This is a genomic window from Marinobacterium aestuariivivens (genome assembly GCF_042661465.1).
Lineage (GTDB): Bacteria > Pseudomonadota > Gammaproteobacteria > Pseudomonadales > Balneatricaceae > Marinobacterium_A > Marinobacterium_A aestuariivivens.
In genome coordinates, this window is record NZ_JBHSWE010000001.1 from 4246581 (window position 1) to 4263151 (window position 16571).

General features: G+C 65.1%; 17 protein-coding genes and 2 pseudogenes. 11 read left to right on the forward strand and 8 right to left on the reverse strand.

Annotation, left to right across the window (positions count from 1 at the left end):
* Positions 1-31: 31 nt before the first annotated feature.
* Positions 32-352: a hypothetical protein gene (locus tag ACFQDL_RS22235; protein ID WP_379910914.1), complete on the forward strand. Its 321-nt coding sequence runs from the start codon at positions 32-34 to the stop codon at positions 350-352.
* Between the two features lie 438 nt (positions 353-790).
* Here ACFQDL_RS22235 and ACFQDL_RS22240 read toward each other — a convergent pair whose 3' ends face one another.
* The 3 genes from ACFQDL_RS22240 to ACFQDL_RS22250 are packed head-to-tail and all read right to left on the reverse strand — an operon-like array spanning position 791 to position 2529.
* Positions 791-1084: a hypothetical protein gene (locus tag ACFQDL_RS22240; RefSeq protein ID WP_379910915.1), complete on the reverse strand. Its 294-nt coding sequence runs from the start codon at positions 1082-1084 to the stop codon at positions 791-793.
* Between the two features lies 1 nt (position 1085).
* The gene (locus tag ACFQDL_RS22245) at positions 1086-1955 is read right to left on the reverse strand and encodes a DNA replication terminus site-binding protein (protein ID WP_379910916.1); all 870 of its coding nucleotides are present in this window, start codon (positions 1953-1955) and stop codon (positions 1086-1088) included.
* A gap of 1 nt (position 1956) precedes the next feature.
* Positions 1957-2529 carry a PilZ domain-containing protein gene (locus ACFQDL_RS22250; RefSeq protein WP_379910917.1) on the reverse strand — a complete coding sequence of 191 codons (573 nt, stop codon included), beginning with the start codon at positions 2527-2529 and terminating at the stop codon, positions 1957-1959.
* 98 nt (positions 2530-2627) lie between these two features.
* Here ACFQDL_RS22250 and ACFQDL_RS22255 point away from each other — a divergent pair, with 98 nt between their 5' ends.
* On the forward strand, positions 2628-3872 hold the full coding sequence (locus ACFQDL_RS22255) for a lipoprotein-releasing ABC transporter permease subunit (RefSeq protein ID WP_379910918.1): 1245 nt from the start codon (positions 2628-2630) through the stop codon (positions 3870-3872).
* Positions 3865-4548 carry an ABC transporter ATP-binding protein gene (locus ACFQDL_RS22260; protein ID WP_379910919.1) on the forward strand — a complete coding sequence of 228 codons (684 nt, stop codon included), beginning with the start codon at positions 3865-3867 and terminating at the stop codon, positions 4546-4548. Before ACFQDL_RS22255 ends, ACFQDL_RS22260 begins: the two co-directional genes overlap by 8 nt.
* 95 nt (positions 4549-4643) lie before the next feature.
* On the opposite strand, the gene ACFQDL_RS22265 is transcribed toward ACFQDL_RS22260, so the two are convergent.
* Positions 4644-5144: a DUF2062 domain-containing protein gene (locus ACFQDL_RS22265; protein WP_379910920.1), complete on the reverse strand. Its 501-nt coding sequence runs from the start codon at positions 5142-5144 to the stop codon at positions 4644-4646.
* 282 nt (positions 5145-5426) lie between these two features.
* On the opposite strand from ACFQDL_RS22265, the gene ACFQDL_RS22270 reads away from it, so the two are divergent.
* The 6 genes and pseudogenes from ACFQDL_RS22270 to kdsB all read left to right on the forward strand — a co-directional run bounded on the left by ACFQDL_RS22270 (position 5427) and on the right by kdsB (position 10843).
* Entirely contained in the window at positions 5427-7577 is a 2151-nt protein-coding gene (locus tag ACFQDL_RS22270) for a DNA internalization-related competence protein ComEC/Rec2 (protein ID WP_379910921.1), read from the forward strand.
* A gap of 216 nt (positions 7578-7793) precedes the next feature.
* The gene (locus tag ACFQDL_RS22275) at positions 7794-8414 is read left to right on the forward strand and encodes a MotA/TolQ/ExbB proton channel family protein (RefSeq protein ID WP_379910922.1); all 621 of its coding nucleotides are present in this window, start codon (positions 7794-7796) and stop codon (positions 8412-8414) included.
* 15 nt (positions 8415-8429) lie between these two features.
* Positions 8430-8849 (forward strand): ExbD/TolR family protein, encoded by a 420-nt coding sequence (locus ACFQDL_RS22280; RefSeq protein WP_379910923.1) that lies wholly within the window; start codon positions 8430-8432, stop codon positions 8847-8849.
* 63 nt (positions 8850-8912) lie between these two features.
* Positions 8913-9844, forward strand: a pseudogene (gene lpxK, locus ACFQDL_RS22285) (tetraacyldisaccharide 4'-kinase).
* A 31-nt stretch (positions 9845-9875) separates the two neighbouring features.
* Entirely contained in the window at positions 9876-10079 is a 204-nt protein-coding gene (locus tag ACFQDL_RS22290) for a Trm112 family protein (protein WP_379910924.1), read from the forward strand.
* Positions 10076-10843, forward strand: coding sequence for a 3-deoxy-manno-octulosonate cytidylyltransferase (gene kdsB, locus ACFQDL_RS22295; protein ID WP_379910926.1), 768 nt, complete (start codon positions 10076-10078; stop codon positions 10841-10843). Before ACFQDL_RS22290 ends, kdsB begins: the two co-directional genes overlap by 4 nt.
* A gap of 181 nt (positions 10844-11024) precedes the next feature.
* Here kdsB and ACFQDL_RS22300 read toward each other — a convergent pair whose 3' ends face one another.
* Genes ACFQDL_RS22300 through ACFQDL_RS22315 form a run of 4 tightly spaced genes read right to left on the reverse strand, consistent with a single transcriptional unit; the run spans position 11025 to position 14014 of the window.
* Entirely contained in the window at positions 11025-12530 is a 1506-nt protein-coding gene (locus ACFQDL_RS22300; RefSeq protein ID WP_379910927.1) for a DHA2 family efflux MFS transporter permease subunit, read from the reverse strand.
* Positions 12527-12862, reverse strand: coding sequence for a hypothetical protein (locus ACFQDL_RS22305; protein WP_465263981.1), 336 nt, complete (start codon positions 12860-12862; stop codon positions 12527-12529). Before ACFQDL_RS22305 ends, ACFQDL_RS22300 begins: the two co-directional genes overlap by 4 nt.
* Complete coding sequence (locus ACFQDL_RS33035) at positions 12808-13587, reverse strand: HlyD family secretion protein (RefSeq protein WP_465263982.1); 780 nt, start codon at positions 13585-13587, stop codon at positions 12808-12810. Before ACFQDL_RS33035 ends, ACFQDL_RS22305 begins: the two co-directional genes overlap by 55 nt.
* A gap of 52 nt (positions 13588-13639) precedes the next feature.
* Positions 13640-14014 (reverse strand): MarR family winged helix-turn-helix transcriptional regulator, encoded by a 375-nt coding sequence (locus tag ACFQDL_RS22315; RefSeq protein ID WP_379910929.1) that lies wholly within the window; start codon positions 14012-14014, stop codon positions 13640-13642.
* 217 nt (positions 14015-14231) lie between these two features.
* On the opposite strand from ACFQDL_RS22315, the pseudogene dnaX reads away from it, so the two are divergent.
* Positions 14232-16175: pseudogene (gene dnaX, locus ACFQDL_RS22320) on the forward strand (DNA polymerase III subunit gamma/tau).
* A 65-nt stretch (positions 16176-16240) separates the two neighbouring features.
* Positions 16241-16567, forward strand: coding sequence for a YbaB/EbfC family nucleoid-associated protein (locus tag ACFQDL_RS22325; protein ID WP_379910930.1), 327 nt, complete (start codon positions 16241-16243; stop codon positions 16565-16567).
* The last annotated feature ends 4 nt before the right edge of the window (positions 16568-16571 follow it).

The following is a 16571-nucleotide window of genomic DNA, read 5'->3' on the forward strand; positions in this document are numbered from 1 at the left end:
GCTCGGCATAAACCTGAAGGAGGGCTCGATCATGGCCATGGACAACAACCGTCTGCTGATGCAGCTGGAAAAGCTGCGGCGCGAGATCAACCGGGAGATCATCAATCCGCGGGTGCCGGAGCTCGCGCTCGAAGACCTCAGGCCGATGCTGACGATGGTGGCCGAGGCCCGCGCCGACTATCTCGTCGAGCTGCTCGAGCTGGCCAAACTGGCCGATGGCAAGGCGCCGTCGCCGGATCAGATTCGCCGCCTGAGACACTGTCGCGAAACCTTCGATGAGCTGGTGGCGGCGGCCAACGCGCTGGAGACGGTGATTCAGCGCGACTATCTCGACGTCAGGCCGGCTGGCTAGCGGGGGCCCCGGTACAGCTGCAGCCCGGGTTCCGGAATTCGCTGCGCTCATTCCAGGCTACGAGCTGCAGGAACTCCATTGTGGGAGCTCGCTCCGCGAACGAACCGGGTTGGCCCGGATAATTATCGACTGTGGCGCTTACCCGTGGGAGGTTTTAGCCGCGAATAGGCCCAGGTGCTATTCGTCTTCGCGGCTGAAGCCGCTCCCCGGAAATTTCAGCGCCCGCCGTAGGAGCGCCGCCCCCGGTGCGAACAGCCTCGGTACCGGAGCCTTTCGCCTCGGGGCGAGGCTCCTACGCAATATCGGCCATGATGGCACCTGTCACGCTCAGGGGTGGCCATGAACCATAGAATCTCCCACGAAAGTGCTCCGATAATCAGGGGCCGGCACCATGTAAGCTCCTGGATTTGTTTCATCCGCAGTGACGCCAGGCACCGCTCAGCGTTCGTCTCCGTCCTCATCCTTGCCGTAGTAGTGATCCTCGTAGAAGATGCCGCGGATCTGCAGACGGCGTTCGACCCAGCGGTTGTAGAGCTTCCAGATAAAGAAGGCCGGCAGCATCACCAGGGCGATGCCTAGCATCAGGCCGGCGCCGGCGTGGCTTTCGGGCACCAGGCCGATGATCCAGTCCAGTACGCCCAGGTGCTTGAACAGCAGGAACCAGCCGCCGAGAAACAGCAGGCCGACCGCGGTCGCCAGGTGGTGCAGCAGTTTGGTGTTGTTGTCGGTCATTTCAGTCCAGATAGCGGTGGATGCGCAGGCTCGGCAAAAAGGGTTCGGGGTCGATGCGGGCATCGGAGCGCTCGGCGCGCTGGCGCCCGGTCGGCGGCTGCAGATCGGGCCTGTTATGTTCGGGCAGAGGCTGTCCCGGCGCAAGGGGGAATATCAGCGGCAGCGGGCAGTTGCGCGCCTGGCGCTCCCAACCCTGGTCGGTTTTCCAGGCGATATTGGCGCGCATCACCGGCACCTGCTTCTGCAGCTGGGCCAGCGGCGTATGCTGTTCCAGCGGCGACAGCCTTGCCAGCTGGATCTGCACATGGGTCTGGCTCTGATCGAGTTTCAGCAGCATCTTCATTGCATCGGCGGCGGTCAGGCGGCGGATGCTGCGGCCGCTGCTGTACCAGTTGAACCCGACCCGGGTCGGGGCCCGCTCGAGCAGCGGCAGCTGGCGGTAGCACTGCTTCAGGTGGATGCGGCCCAGACCGTGCAGATTCAAGAGCTCGGCGAGCCGGCCGCTGCGGTGGGCCAGTTGCGCCGGCAGTTCGCGCAGCTGGTCGGTATTGAGGCTGGTGGCGGCCTGCTGAAAACGGGCCTTGCAGTCGTTCAGCGTGCGGGCGGCCTCGAGCAGTTCGGGGTCGGCGCCGATCAGGCCGTGGCGGCTGCGGGTACGCCGCCCGTCCTGGCCGTCGCGGTACCAGATATCGGCGATCAGCGATATCGCCAGCTCCTGTTCCGCGATGCCCGTTTCGCTGTCGTGGCGCGGCAGCCAGAGCGGACGGTCGCTGGCGCGAAGCTGCGTGCTGAACAGACCGAGGGCGGCGCCGAGCGCATCGAAGCGCTCGAGCAGGTCCGTGGCGGGGGCGGGATGAGTCTGGTCGGGCATCTCAGTGGCCCGCGTCGAGCTTGCGCTGTCGCTCGCGGGCCTGGGCCTCGAGGATATAGCGGGCGATCAGGGTACGGCAGCTCTCCGTGAGCTTGAAGAATTCGATGGCGATATGGAAGCCGCCTTCGATCTGATAGCAGCGCTGCACCCGCGCATAGAGCAGCATGCCGAGGCGGTTTTCCGGGAACACCAGTTTCAGCGCCAGGTAGTCGCCCTGATTCAGGCTCTGGTTGCTGTCGAACGAGAGTCCGCCCTCGCTGAGGTTGATCGACTTGAGGCGCAGGCCCGACGAGTTGCTCAGCTCCTCGGAGACCAGGCTCTGGGCCACGGCATCGATCTTGCGATTGAGCAGTTTCAGGTAGGCGGCGACATCGGGCTGCTTTTCGGCAATCTTGCGCAGCAGGTGGCCGGTATCGCTTTCCATGCTCTGGAGTTCGCCGAGCAGCAGAAAATGGGGCGAGACGTCGAAATGATAGGGGCGGGCGCTGCTCATGACGTCGGCCTCGGGAACCACCCGGTAGTCGAGCGCGACCCGGTGGTCGATACGGTAAAACTGGCGTCGATCCTGACCCATTCTGGAGTCTCCTGATATCCCGGCGATGCCTCTACTATACAACAACATTTATCTGATTTTGTTAGAGATAATCGGGCGCCTGTGGTTTAATCCCGCGCATGTTCAGACCATTGTCCCTCTACGTGGGGCTGCGCTACACGGGCGCCAAGCGCAGCAACCATTTCATCTCGTTCATCTCCCTGGTGTCGATGCTCGGGCTCATGCTCGGCGTCGCGGCACTGATCCTGGTGCTGTCGGTGATGAACGGCTTCGACCGGGAGCTCAAGCAGCGCATTCTCGGTATGGTGCCCCACGCCACCATCTCGGGTTACGGCGAACCGCTGCAGAACTGGCCCGAGCTGGCCGAGCGGATCCGGCAGGCGCCGCACGTCGAGGGCAGTGCCCCCTATATCCAGGCCCAAGCGATGCTGACCCAGGGCGGGCGGGTGCACGGCGTGCTGGTCTACGGCATCGATCCGGCCCTGGAGCCCGATGTTTCGATTATCGGCCAGCATATGCGTCAGGGCTCGCTCGAAGCGCTCGACCAGGAACGCTTCGGCATCGTGCTGGGCTCGATACTGGCCCGTTCGCTGGGCGTTTCGGTCGGCGACAAGGTGACGCTGGTGCTGCCGGAAGCCTCGGTCAGTGTGGCCGGCGTCGTGCCGCGGCTCAAGCGGTTCAATGTTGTCGGGGTGTTCGAGGTCGGGGCCGAGCTCGATGCGGGTCTGGCCTATATCAGTCTGGGCGATGCGGCGGTGATCAAGCGTCAGGGCGATGCCGTCGACGGCATTCGTCTGCGCTTCGACGACCTCTTCCTGGCACCGACCGAAGTGCGACGCATTGCCGCCGATCTGGGCGGGCGCTACCTGGTCAGCGACTGGACCCGCAGCCACGGCAACCTGTTCCAGGCCATCCAGATGGAAAAGCGCATGATCGGGCTGCTGCTGTTCCTGATCGTTTTCGTCGCCGCCTTCAACATCGTTTCGACACTGGTCATGGTCGTGACCGACAAGAAAGCCGATATCGCGATTCTGCGCACGCTGGGCGCAACGCCGGGACGCGTCATGCGCATTTTCATGGTGCAGGGTTCGGTGATCGGCGTGGTCGGCACACTGCTCGGGACCGGACTCGGCGTCGTGCTGGCACTGAGCGTGACCGACCTAGTGGCCTGGCTCGAGAAGGCGCTGGGTATCCAGTTCCTGTCGGCGGACGTCTACTTCATCAGCTATCTGCCATCGCAGCTGCAGTGGCACGACGTCGGTCTGATCTGCGGTGCGGCCCTGGTGATCAGTTTTCTGGCAACCCTGTATCCGGCCTGGCGCGCGTCCCGCACCCAGCCGGCGGAGGCGCTGCGCTATGAATGAACCGGTGATGCATGCCGAAGGCATCGTCAAGGTGTACAGCGAGGGCGGCACTCGTCTGCGTGTGCTCGATCAGGTGGAGTTCCGCGTCGAGCGCGGCGAGCGCGTGGCGATTATCGGCAGTTCGGGCTCCGGCAAGAGCACTCTGATGAACATTCTCGGCGGGCTCGACCAGCCCACCGAGGGGCGGGTCGAGGTGGGCGGCGAGGATCTCTATCGCGTGGCCGAGCGCCAGCGCTGTCAGATCCGCAACCGGGTGCTCGGCTTCGTCTATCAGTTCCATCATCTGCTGCCGGAATTCACGGCGTTGGAAAATGTGGCGATGCCGCTGCTGATTCGCGGCACCCCGGTGGCCGGGGCCCGGGCCGCCGCGCAGCGAGTGCTGGCGGCAGTGGGACTCGGTGAGCGGCTGCAGCACAAGCCGCCGCAGCTCAGCGGCGGTGAACGTCAGCGTGTCGCGATCGCGCGCGCGCTGGTCACGGAGCCGGCCTGTGTACTGATGGACGAGCCGACCGGCAACCTCGATCGCCATACCGCGGCCGAGGTGCAGGCCCTGATGGACGACCTCAACCGCCGCACCGGCGTTTCATTCATTATCGTGACCCACGATACGGACCTGGCCTCGCGCATGGACCGCCGTCTCGAGCTGCGCGACGGCAATCTGCATCCGCTCGCCTGATGCCTGAATGGTAGGGTGCTGCTGAGCGGAGCGAAGCGCACCGAACAGGGCGGTGCGGTGCGCTTCGCTTACCGGCACCCTACGACTCGCAACTGTTAACCATCTTTCTTTCTCCGCGCTTCATTGCGCCTTTTCCAGCTGCGGTTGACGTGCCAGATCCAGAACAGCTGCACGGCGGCGTAGCCCAGGGCCGCGAAAAATATCCCGCACAGTACCGACCCCAGCAGTAGCGGCCACCAGACCGCGGCGATCTCGGCGCTAAGCGTTGCCAGCGACAGCTCGAATTCGATATCCCGGACCGGCGCGCCGATCAGAAAGGTGCCAATCGTATAGGTGAAGTAGAAGACCGGCGGCATTGTCAGCGGGTTCGTCAGCCACACCAGTCCGACCGAGATCGGCAGGTTGGATCTCGCGATCACCGCGACGATGGCGGCGACCAGCATCTGCAGCGGAATCGGCAGAAAGGCGCAGAATATCCCGACCATGGCGGCGCGGGAGACGGATTTGCGGGTGAGGTGAAAGAGGTTGGGGTCGTGGATATGGTCGCCGAGCCAGCTGAGGTGGCGGTGAGAGCGTACGCGATGCGCATCTGGCATGTACTTCTTTATCAGCTTTCGCGGCATGAGTTCTGGTTGCAGGGCTAGATGAGGCTCTGGGTAGCAGGGCTCGAGGGACTATATTATGCCTACAGGTCCCGGCTAAGCCAACCTTGTTGGCGATACCGTGCAGGCGGTTTTGGCCGGGATCGTCGCTGTCTCCGCCTTGTCTGGAGGCGCTGGATGAATCCTGATCGGACCAGGGAAGGGCTTCGGGATGATCTTCTATGTCGCGGGTCTCGCGATCGGGACCTTTGTGCCGGCATTGCCGGACGGCTTTCTGTGGTTGCTGCCGGTAGCGCTGCTGCTGTGGGTACCCTGGCGGCGCCGGGTACCGCCTTCTGGCTCGGGCTGCTGCTGGCGGTCACTCACGGGCACTGGCAGCTCTGGCACCGCCTGGACCCCGCGCTCCAGGGGCGGGATCACCGGCTTGTCGGCGAGGTGACCGGCCTGCCGGTGGCGGGCGTCGCGGTGCAGCGCTTCGAACTGCGGGTGCTGGAACAGCAGGGGAGCCGGCTGCGGCGGGTCCGGCTGAGCTGGTATGACCCTGAAGAACTCCTGAGGCCGGGCGATATCGTCGAGCTGGACGTGCGTCTCAAGCCGCCCCGCGGGCTCTGGAATCCCGGAGCCTTCGATTACGAGCGCTGGGCGCTGGCTCGCGGTATCGATGCCGGCGGCTATGTGCGTGCGTGGCATGGCCGGCGCGGTCATGGCTGGAGTATCGACCGCTGGCGTGCTGCGCTTGCGGCGAGGCTATACCGGGGCATCGAAGACCCCTCGGTGAGCGCGCTGGCGCGGGCGCTGCTGCTCGGTGATCGCAATGGTCTCGATTCCGGGGACTGGGAGCAACTGCGGCGTACCGGCACGGTGCATCTGCTGGTGGTCAGCGGCCTGCATATCGGCATTCTGGTGGGGGTGGGGTGGCTGCTGGGGCGCGGGCTCTGTCGGCTCTTTCCGGCCGACCGGGCGCCGGCTGTCATGCTGCGGCTGGTGCCGGTGCTGACGGCGCTGCTGCTGAGCGGTGTCTATGTGCTGCTGGCGGGCTCGGGGCTGGCGACGCAGCGGGCCTGGATGATGGCGGCCGCGCTGCTGCTGTCGGGCTTCTGGCTGCGGCCGCTGTCGGTCTGGCAGCGCTGGTGGCTGGCGCTGGGACTGGTGCTGACGACTCATCCGCTGGCGGCTCAGGAGGCCGGTCTCTGGCTCTCCTTCGGTGCGGTGGCGATCCTGCTGCTGCTGAGCATGGAGCGCAGCCGGCAACGGCTCTGGCGCAGGCTGCTGAGGGTGCAGCTGGCGGTATTCTGTCTGATGGCACCGCTGCTGCTGGGCTGGTTCGCCCAGCTGTCGCTGATCGGGCCGTTGGTCAATGTCGTCGCCATACCGCTGCTGCCGCTGCTGATTCTGGGGCTGGTGCCGCTGCTGCTGGGGCTCTGGAGCGGTGTCGCCTGGCCGGTCGAGCTCTATGTTCTGACCGTCGGCTGGCTCTGGGACGGGCTGGGCTGGCTGGCGCACTGGCCGGGCGCGGCGCTGATGCTGCCGGTGGCGCCCTGGCCGCTGCTGGCCTTCGCGCTCGTCGCCGCGCTGGTGCTGGTGCTGCCGTTGGGGCCGCGACCGCGACTGGCGGCGCTGTCGATCTGGCTGCTGGCGCTCTTCCTGGTGCCGTCACCGGCGTCGACGGACCGTTTCAGGGTCTGGGTCTTCGATGTCGGCCAGGGGCTGGCGGTGCTGGTCGAGGCTGGCGGACGCCGGCTGCTGTACGATACCGGTCCCGCCTACGTCAGCGGCAATGCCGCTTTCGAGCGTGCCGTGCTGCCCTATCTGCAGCGTAACGGTATCGAGCGTCTCGACCGTCTGGTGATCAGCCATGCCGACAACGATCATGCCGGCGGTCGTGCGCAAGTACTGCAGTGGCTGGACGTCGGGCGGCGGGAAACGGGCAGTCCCGCACTTCGGGCCCGGGAGGGCTACGGGGTTTGTCGTGCCGGGCAGCAGTGGCGCTGGGGCGAGGTCCGGTTCCGCTATCTGCATGGTGGCGAGGGGGTAAACGAAAACGACCGCTCCTGCGTGCTGCTTATCGAAGCCGGTGACTGCCGGCTGCTGCTGACGGGCGATATCGAGGCGCCGGTGGAGCGGCGGCTGGTCGACCGTGGGCAGCTGCAGCCGGTCACCTGGCTGGTGGCGTCCCATCACGGCAGTCGCAGCTCGTCCATAGCGCCCTTCCTGCAGATATTAAGGCCCGGGGTCGGGCTTTTCAGTGCCGGCTATCTCAACCCTTACGGCCATCCGGCGGCGGAGGTCGTCGAGCGGTTTCGCAGGTTCGGCATCGAGACCCTGAATACGGCCGAGGCGGGTGCGATCGAGTTGCGTGCGGTCCGGGACGGTCAATGTCGTCTGCGGGCCTGGCGGGACGCGAAAAAGCGCTATTGGTCGGAATGACACGCGATAATGGTGCGGTTCGTTTCACTCACCAGCACCCTACAGGTTTCCCGCTACTCTGCGATGGGTCTTAAGTTTTTGCGCTTTGCGCCTTACCTCTTGCTTACCCCTCTTTCCGTATTCAGTCTCCTGTCTCCCCTGTGGTAGAGTAGCGTGCAACAAACGATGCCCGGATGTGCAGGCATTGTCGGTCAGGAACTTGGAAGAGGGTGTAGAGTGTTCGAACTTCTGAAGGCCGGCGGCTGGCTGATGATTCCCATCGTGGCCTGTTCGGTGTTGTCTCTGGCGATCTGTCTCGAACGGCTCTGGGTTCTGCGCGCCGGCCGTGTCGCTCCCCGTGGATTGCTGGCGCAGATCTGGTCGCAGATGCAGGGGCAGGCGCTGACGCCCGACCAGATGCGGGCGATCAAGCAGCAGAGTCCGCTGGGCCGCATCATGGTGGCCGGGCTCAACAATGCCCGCCACGGTCGCGAGGTGATGAAGGAAAGCATTCTCGAAGCGGCCAGCCAGGTGATCCACGAGCTCGAGCGTTTCCTCAATGCCCTGGGTACCATCGCCGCCATCACGCCGCTGCTGGGGCTGCTGGGCACCGTGATCGGCATGATCAAGGTGTTCACCGAAATCATGGCCCAGGGAACCGGCAATGCGTCGGTACTGGCCGGCGGCATCTCCGAAGCGCTGCTGACCACCGCCGCTGGGCTTGCCGTGGCAATTCCGACCCTGATCTTTCACCGCTATTTCCAGCGTCATGTCGATTCCCTGGTCAAGGAGATGGAGCAGGAGGCGGTCAAGCTGGTTGAAGTGGTCCATGGCGAGCGCGAAGTCGATTATGTTTAGCCTTCAGGTATCCCTGTGAAATTCGAACGCCGTCGCCAGGAGGAGGTCAGCGTCAACCTGACGCCGCTGATCGATGTGGTGTTTCTGCTGCTGATCTTTTTCATGGTCTCGACCACCTTTACCCGCGAGACCCATCTGGAAGTCGATCTGCCGCAGGCCCAGGGTGAGCCGGGCGAGGCCTCCCGGGATCTCATCGAGGTGCTGATCGGTGCCGACGGTCAGTACAGCATCAACGGCCGGGCACTGGTCAATGATCGCCCCGATACGTTGCGCAAGGCGCTGCAGCAGAGCGCCGGCGACAACCGCGACCAGCCGCTGCTGATCACCGCCGATGGCACCACGCCGCACCAGTCGGTCGTCACCGTGATGGATGTGGCGGGCCAGCTTGGCTTCGTACACCTCAGTATCACCACCCGTGAGCCGGACGAACCCTGATCCGATGAGCGTACTGGTGCGGGGCTGGTATCAGGGCAGTCGCTGGCTGCGGTTGCTGCGCCCCTGGAGTGGCTTTTCCGCAGCCTTGCCCGCCGCCGTCGTTGTGCCTACCTATCACACCCGGAACGCATCTGGCAGCCGCCGGTGCCGCTGATCGTCGTCGGCAACATCACCGTCGGCGGTACCGGCAAGACGCCGCTGGTGCTGGCGTTGCTCGACTGGGCCCGCCGCCGGGGTACCGTCCCGGTGTGGTGAGTCGCGGCTATGGCGCCAGGCCGCCAGGGTTTCCGTTCTCCGTCGCCCCGGATGCCGATGCCCGCGAGGCCGGCGACGAGCCGCTGCTGATTGCCCGGCGAAGCGGCTGTCCGTTGGTGATCGATCCGGACCGGGTGGCCGCGGCACGCCATCTGCTGGCGACGTTCGATTGCGACCTGATCATCAGCGATGACGGCCTGCAGCACTATGCGCTCGGGCGCAGCGTCGAGATCCTGGTGCTCGACAGCCAGCGCGGCCTTGGCAACGGACGCTGCCTGCCGGAGGGGCCGCTGCGCGAGCCGGCCCGGCGCATCGGGGAGGTCGACCTGCTGGTGGTCAATGGCGATGGCGGCTTCTGCCCGTCCGGGGCCCACCGGATGCACCTGGAGCCGGCGCAGTTTGAGGCTCTCGATGGTTCGGGGCGGTATGCCGCCGCCGACTGGCCGGGCGGGCGGCGTGTCCATGCGGTGGCCGGGATCGGCAATCCGCAGCGGTTTTTCGACACCCTGAAACGGCTGGGTTTCGATCCGGTGCCCCACAGCTTTGCCGACCATCATGCCTTCAGCGCCGCGGATCTGCGTTTCGATGAGCCGTTGCCTGTGCTGATGACGGAGAAGGATGCGGTCAAATGCCGCGGGCTGGCGCCGGGCGACAGCTGGTATCTGGCGGTCGAGGCCAGGCTGGAGCCGGCATTTGAATCCGCGCTGGCGTCGAAGTTAAATATTGACCCGGCGGGTTAACAGTCACAGTTACTCAGATTGAGATTCGATTATGGATAAGAAGCTGCTCGATATACTGGTGTGCCCAGTCTCCAAGGCACCGCTGCACTACCACCGGGAAACCAACGAGTTGTTCTGCGCCGTCAGTGGCCTGGCCTACCCGATTCGCGACGATATACCGGTGATGCTGGAAACCGAGGCGCGCAGGCTCACCGAGGAAGAACGTGAATATCTGAGAAAGCAGGCCCGCAAATGAGCTTCAGTGTCATTATCCCGGCCCGGTTCGGCTCCAGCCGTTTTCCCGGCAAGCCGCTGGCGCAGATCGCCGGCAAGCCGATGGTGCAGCATGTCTACGAGCGTGCCTGTCTGAGCGATGCGACCCGGGTCCTGGTGGCGACCGACGATGACCGTATCGCCGATGCCGCCCGCGATTTCGGTGCGGAAGTCTGCATGACTTCGGCGGAGCATCCGTCCGGCACCGACCGGCTGCAGGAGGTGGTCGGCCAGCTGGGGTTCGGCAGCGACGAGATCGTGGTCAATGTCCAGGGCGACGAGCCGCTGATTCCGCCGGCCATCATCAACCAGGTGGCGGCGAATCTGGCGGCCAACCCCCAGGCCGGTATCGCGACCCTGTCGGAGCCGATCGAGGATGTACAGGGGATGCTCAACCCCAATCTCGTCAAGGTCGTGACCGACCGCTTCGGCATGGCGCTCTATTTCAGCCGTGCCACCATTCCCTGGCCGCGGGACGCCTTCGCCGCCGGGCAGACGCGGGAGCAGGTGCCCGCCGGTTTCTGCTGGCAGCGCCATATCGGCATCTATGCCTACCGGGTGCAGCTGCTGAACGATTTCGTGCAGTGGCCGCCGGCGGCGATCGAGAATACCGAGTGCCTCGAACAGCTGCGTGCGCTCTGGAACGGTGCCCGCATCCATGTCGCCGAGGCGCTGGAGCTGCCGCCACCGGGCGTCGATACTCCGGAAGATCTCGAGCGGTTGCAGGCGCTGCTGGCCGACGCCTGAGCGGCGTTTCGATACCCGCCCGTAGGAGCCGCGCCCCGCGGCGAACAGGTTCTGGCACGGTGCCGGGCTGAGCCGGTGATTCGCACCGGGGCGGCGCTCCTACGACTCACCACTTACGACTCACCACTTGCCATGGCCTGTTCGCAGGCTCACCGGCACCTTGCGATTTACGCCTTACGCTTCACGCCTCGCGCCTCGCGCCCTGCGAGCGCATCAGCGGCAGCATCAGCAGGCTGGCGAGGGTCACCCACATCATGGTCCTGAAGTCCTGCAGGTAGGCCAGGGACTGGGCTTCGCGCGTCACGGTGGCGTTCAGGGCGGCCAGTCCGGAAGGCGTGTCCAGCGACCAGACGCCGGCTTCGACCGCCTGTTTCAGCGGCAGGCTCAGGTCGGTGATGAAGCCGGCGAAGGCGGCGTGGTTGGCCTGGGTGTTGTGGGCCAGCAGGGTCACCATCCAGGCGATGCCGATACTGCTGCCGATATTGCGCATCAGGCTGAACAGTGCGGTGCCTTCGTTGCGGTACTCCCGCGCCAGGGTGGCGAAGGAGAGGGTGCTGAGCGGAACGAAGATAAAGCCCAGCCCCAGTCCCTGTATGATGCCGGTACGCACCAGGTCCCACTGGCTCAGATCCGGCGTGAAGAAGGTCATTTCCCAGAGCGAAAAGCTCGTCAAAAGCAGTCCGAGGCCTATCTTGTAGCGGTTGTCGACCGATTGCAGCCGGCCGGCGATCAGCATTGCAATCATGGTGCCGATGCCGCGGGGCGCCAGCACCAGTCCGGTGGTCAGCACCGGATAGCCGGCCAGATGCTGCAGATAGGGCGGCAGCAGGGCCATGGTTGCCAGCAGTATGATGCCGACGGCGAATATCATCAGCAGGCCGACACTGAAATTGCGGTCCCGAAACAGGCCCGGACTGATAAAGGGGTGCGGGTGTGTGCAGCTGTGGACGATGAACAGATAGCCGCAGAGCACAACGATACCCAGTTCGATCACGACTTCGGTCGAGTCGAACCAGCCCAGCAGTTCGCCGCGGTCGAGCGCCATCTGCAGGGCGCCGATGGCCAGGGCGAGGAACGCGAAGCCGAGCAGGTCGAAGCGGCGGCGGTTGTCGGTCGGGGTCTCGTCGACGAAGAGTGTCAGGCCGGCCCAGGCGAGCAGGCCGAACGGCAGGTTGATATAGAACACCCAGCGCCAGTCATAGAATTCCGTCAGATAGCCGCCGAGCGTCGGCCCCAGGATCGGGCCCACCATGACCCCCACACCCCAGAGGGCCATCGCCGATCCGTGTTTCTCCGGTGGGTGGCTGTCGAGCAGTACGGCCTGTGACAGCGGTACCAGGACTGCGCCGAAGATGCCCTGCAGCAGCCGGAACAGCACCATCTGGTCCAGTGACTGGGCGGCCCCGCACAGCATCGACGTCAGGGTGAAGCCGACGATCGACAGGCTGAACAGGCGCTTGCGACCGAAGCGGGCGGCGAGGAAGCCGGTCAGTGGCATGAAAATCGCCGCACCGACGATATAGGAGGTCAGGACCCAGGAAATCTGGTCCTGGGTCGCCGACAGGCTGCCCTGCATGTTGGGCAGCGCGACGTTGGCGATGGTGGTATCCAGCGCCTGCATGATGGTTGCCAGCATCACCGTCAGGGTGATCATCCGGCGCTTCTGCAGGTCGACGGACTCATTCATGAGCACAGGCTCCTGAGCGCGCAATTGGCGCCGGTATCGACCTCGACAATGGCGCTGAGGCCTGCGCGCAGCGGCGGTGTCTCGGTGCCGGGTTCGAGGCGGATGCGCACGCCGATCCGCTGCGGTATCTTGACCCAGTTGCCGGTGGCGTTCTGCGCCGGGATCACGGCGAACTCGGCGCCGGTGCCGGGGCTCAGGCTCTCCACCACGCCTTGCCACTGCCGGTCGGGATAGATGTCGAGCTCGATCGTCACCGGCTGTCCGGGCTGGACATGGGTCAGATCCGCTTCGATGAAGTTGGCCTCGATCCAGAGTTCGTCACCGACCAGCATGGCGGCGGTCTTGCCGCGTTCAATATACTGGCCGGGTTTCGGAAGCTGGCCGACATGGCCGCTGAACGGTGCCCGCACCTCGGTGCGGGCCAGGTCCAGCGGGCCTGTTCAAGTTCGGCCTGCGCGACGCGGTAGTCCGGGTGCCGCTCCAGTGGCCGTTCCGGTCCGCCGGCCAGACGTGCGGCCAGGCGCTTGAGCTCCAGGGCGAGGGCGGCTTTCTTCTGCCGTGCCATGGCGGCATTGTGTCGGGCCTCGTCGAGGCGGGACTGCGAGATGGCGCCCTTGCGTGCCAGTTGCTCCTGGCGCTCCGCCTCGCGCTGCCAGAAGGCCCTGTCGGTGTCGGCCAGCTCGATTTCCGCCTGCTTCTCGAAGAAGCTGCTCTGCAGGGCCTTCAGCCCGGCCTGGACGCCGGCCAGTCGCGCCTCTGCGCGGCGCAGGTTCGTTTCAAAGGGCGTTGGGTCGAGTGAGAACAGCAGCTCGCCCTGGCGTACCGCAGCATTTTCCTCGACCGTCAGGCGCCGGACAGTACCGCTCACTTCGCTGCTGAGTGGTACCTTGTCGGCCTTCAGATAGGCATTTTCCGTTTCGACATAGCGTCCGCCGCTCAGGTAGAGCAGCAGGCCGGCCGTGACGGCCAGCAGCGGAATCACCAGCATCAGCAGGACGCGTCCGCGCGCCTTGCGGGGGCTCGATTCCATATCGGGGTTCTCGTTTGATTCACTCACGGTCATGACTCGCTTGATCGGCTCCCGGCCCGGGGCAGTGCGTGGCCGGTCTTCAATCGTTGATAAGATTGTGTCGGATAAGCTTCAGCGCCGACTGCAGAGCGCTCCTTTCCTCTTCGTCGAGGCCCGCCAGCATCTGCTCGTAAACCTGCTGTCCGACGGCGCGAATCTGTTTCAGCGGCCCGGTGGCGGCCGCGCAGAGATACAGCCGGTGGGCGCGGCGGTCGCTCGGATCGGCGCGTCGCTCGACCAGCCCCTCTGCCTGGAGCTGGTCGATCAGCCGGGCCAGGGTGATCGGCTGAACCTCCAGCAGTTCGGCCAGCTCGACCTGGCGCAGTCCTTCGTTGCGCGCGACATAGACCAGGGCGCGGGCCTGGGCGTAGGTCAGATCGCTTTCACTGGCATACTGCTGAAAGCGTTGTCGCATCAGGCGGGCGATGTCGGCAAACAGGAAGCCCAGGGGGAGTCGTCGCGATCGAACTGTTGGCTCATGGCGGTTCCAATAATTAGTAAGCAATACTTATTATATGCTTTGCTTCGTATGTTTCAACCGCTGGCGCGGCTGTGCCGGCCTTAGTGCTGGCGTGGGGACGCCCCAGCCGGTAGCATAGGCGCCTGTATTTTCAGTCGGCATCAGGGCAACGATGAGCTATCAGGTTCTGGCGCGTAAATGGCGCCCGAAACGATTCCAGGAGATGGTGGGGCAGGAGCACGTCCTGAAGGCGCTGGTCAATGCGCTGGATGACGACCGCCTGCATCATGCCTATCTCTTTACCGGCACCCGCGGCGTGGGCAAGACCTCGATCGCGCGGCTTTTCGCCAAGTCTCTCAACTGCGAAACCGGCGTTTCGTCGGATCCCTGTGGCCAGTGCAGCGCCTGCCGCGAGATCGCCGAGGGGCGTTTCGTCGATCTGATCGAAGTGGATGCCGCGTCCCGCACCAAGGTCGAGGATACCCGCGAGCTGCTCGAAAACGTGCAGTACGCGCCGACCCACGGGCGCTACAAGGTCTACCTGATCGACGAAGTCCACATGCTGTCGACACACTCCTTCAATGCGTTGCTGAAGACGCTGGAGGAGCCGCCGCCCCATGTGAAATTCCTGCTGGCGACCACCGACCCGCAGAAGCTGCCGGTGACGATTCTGTCACGCTGCCTGCAGTTCAATCTCAAGAACCTGATTCCCGAGCGTATCGTCGAGCACCTGAAGTTCGTGCTCGGGGAGGAACGGATTCGGTACGAGGAGGCGGCGCTCTGGCTGCTGGCGCGCTCGGCCGATGGCTCCATGCGCGATGCCATGAGCCTGACCGACCAGGCGATTGCCTTCGGGGCCGGGCAGGTAACGGCGATCGACGTGCAGGCCATGCTCGGCACCATCGATCAGCGCCTGGTCTACCGTCTGGTCGAGAGCCTCGCGGACCGGGCCCCCGCGCCTTGCTGGCGGCGGTCGAGGAGCTGGCGAGGTTTTCGCCGGACTATGCCAGCGTGCTCGGCGACCTGACCAGCCTGCTGCACCGCATCGCGATAGCGCAGGTGCTGCCCGATGCCGCCGACAACAGTCTTGGCGATCGCGAGCAGGTGCTGGCGCTGGCTGCCGGCTCAGTGGCGAGGATGTGCAGCTCTATTACCAGATCGCGCTGATGGGGCGCCGCGACCTGCCGTTCGTGCCGGATGCCCGGGAAGGGCTGGAGATGGTGTTGTTGCGCATGCTGGCGTTTCGACCGGCCGATGCCGAGCCCGGCGAGGCGCCGCCGCTCGCACAGGCATCGGCACCCGCACAGGCGTCGGCGCCCGCAGAGTCGCCCGCTGCACCGCCCCAGCCTGTCCGGCCGGAGCCACCGCCCGCGCCCGATGACCCGCCCTGGGAAACGTCCCCGGTGGACTCGCGCCCGGTTACCGCGGTACCGGAGCCCGAATCGCCGAAGCCCCACAGCGGCCCGGACATGCCGCCGGCGCCGCCGGAATACGATGAAGCCGATATTCCGGCCGATGACGAGGAGGCCCCGGGCGAACCGGTCGAAAAAAGTCTGAACCGGCGCCGTCTGCGACCGTCACAGTGACGGACGCGCCAGTTCCCGAGCAGTCGCGGCCCGTCGCTGCGATGGCGACTGCCGGGGCCCCGGCCGCCGGGACGCCGGTCGCCACAGTGCCGACTGCCCCGCCGCCTGCGACCGGGTTGTCGGCAGGGAGGAGCGTTGCGTCGGCCCCGGTGGGTGTCGACCCCGCCGAGCGGCTGCTCCTCGAGGGGCTGCAGCCCGAAGACTGGGTACGGCTCTGCCTCGGGCTCGGGCTGAGCGGCATGACCGCCAGTCTGGTGGCGAACCTGTCGCTGGAGTCCATCGAAGGCGCCTGTCTGAGGTTCCACTATACGGCGCAGCAGGAGGCGTTGCTCAGCGAGACGCAGCGCGACCGTATCCGCCAGGCTCTGTGCGATTATTTTAATGCCGGGCTTGAGGTAGAATTTGAAGTCGGCACCCAGCGGCGGGAAACGCCGCATCAGTATCAGGTGCGCAAGCGTCAGGAGCGTCAGGCCGATGCGGTGAGAGCCATCGAACAGGACCCTGGTGCAGGCAGTGCTTGCGCAGTTTGATGCCAGTATCGATATTGAAAGCGTGGTGCCGGTCGAACCGGATTGAATCCAAGAGGTGAATGGTAATGATGAAAGGCGGCATGGGTAACCTGATGAAGCAGGCCCAGAAGATGCAGGAAGACATGCAGCGGGTGCAGGAAGAGATCGCCCGTGCGGAAGTGACGGGCGAATCCGGTGCAGGCCTCGTGCAGGTGGTGATGAACGGTCGTCACGACGTCAAGCGCATCGCCCTGGACGACAGCCTGATGGAAGAGGACAAGGAGATCCTCGAAGACCTGATCGCCGCGGCCGTCAACGACGCCGTGCGCAAGGTCGAAAGCAATACCAAGGAAAAGATGTCCAAGGTCACCGCCGGCATGCAGTTGCCGCCGGGCTTCAATATGCCGTTCTGAGCCG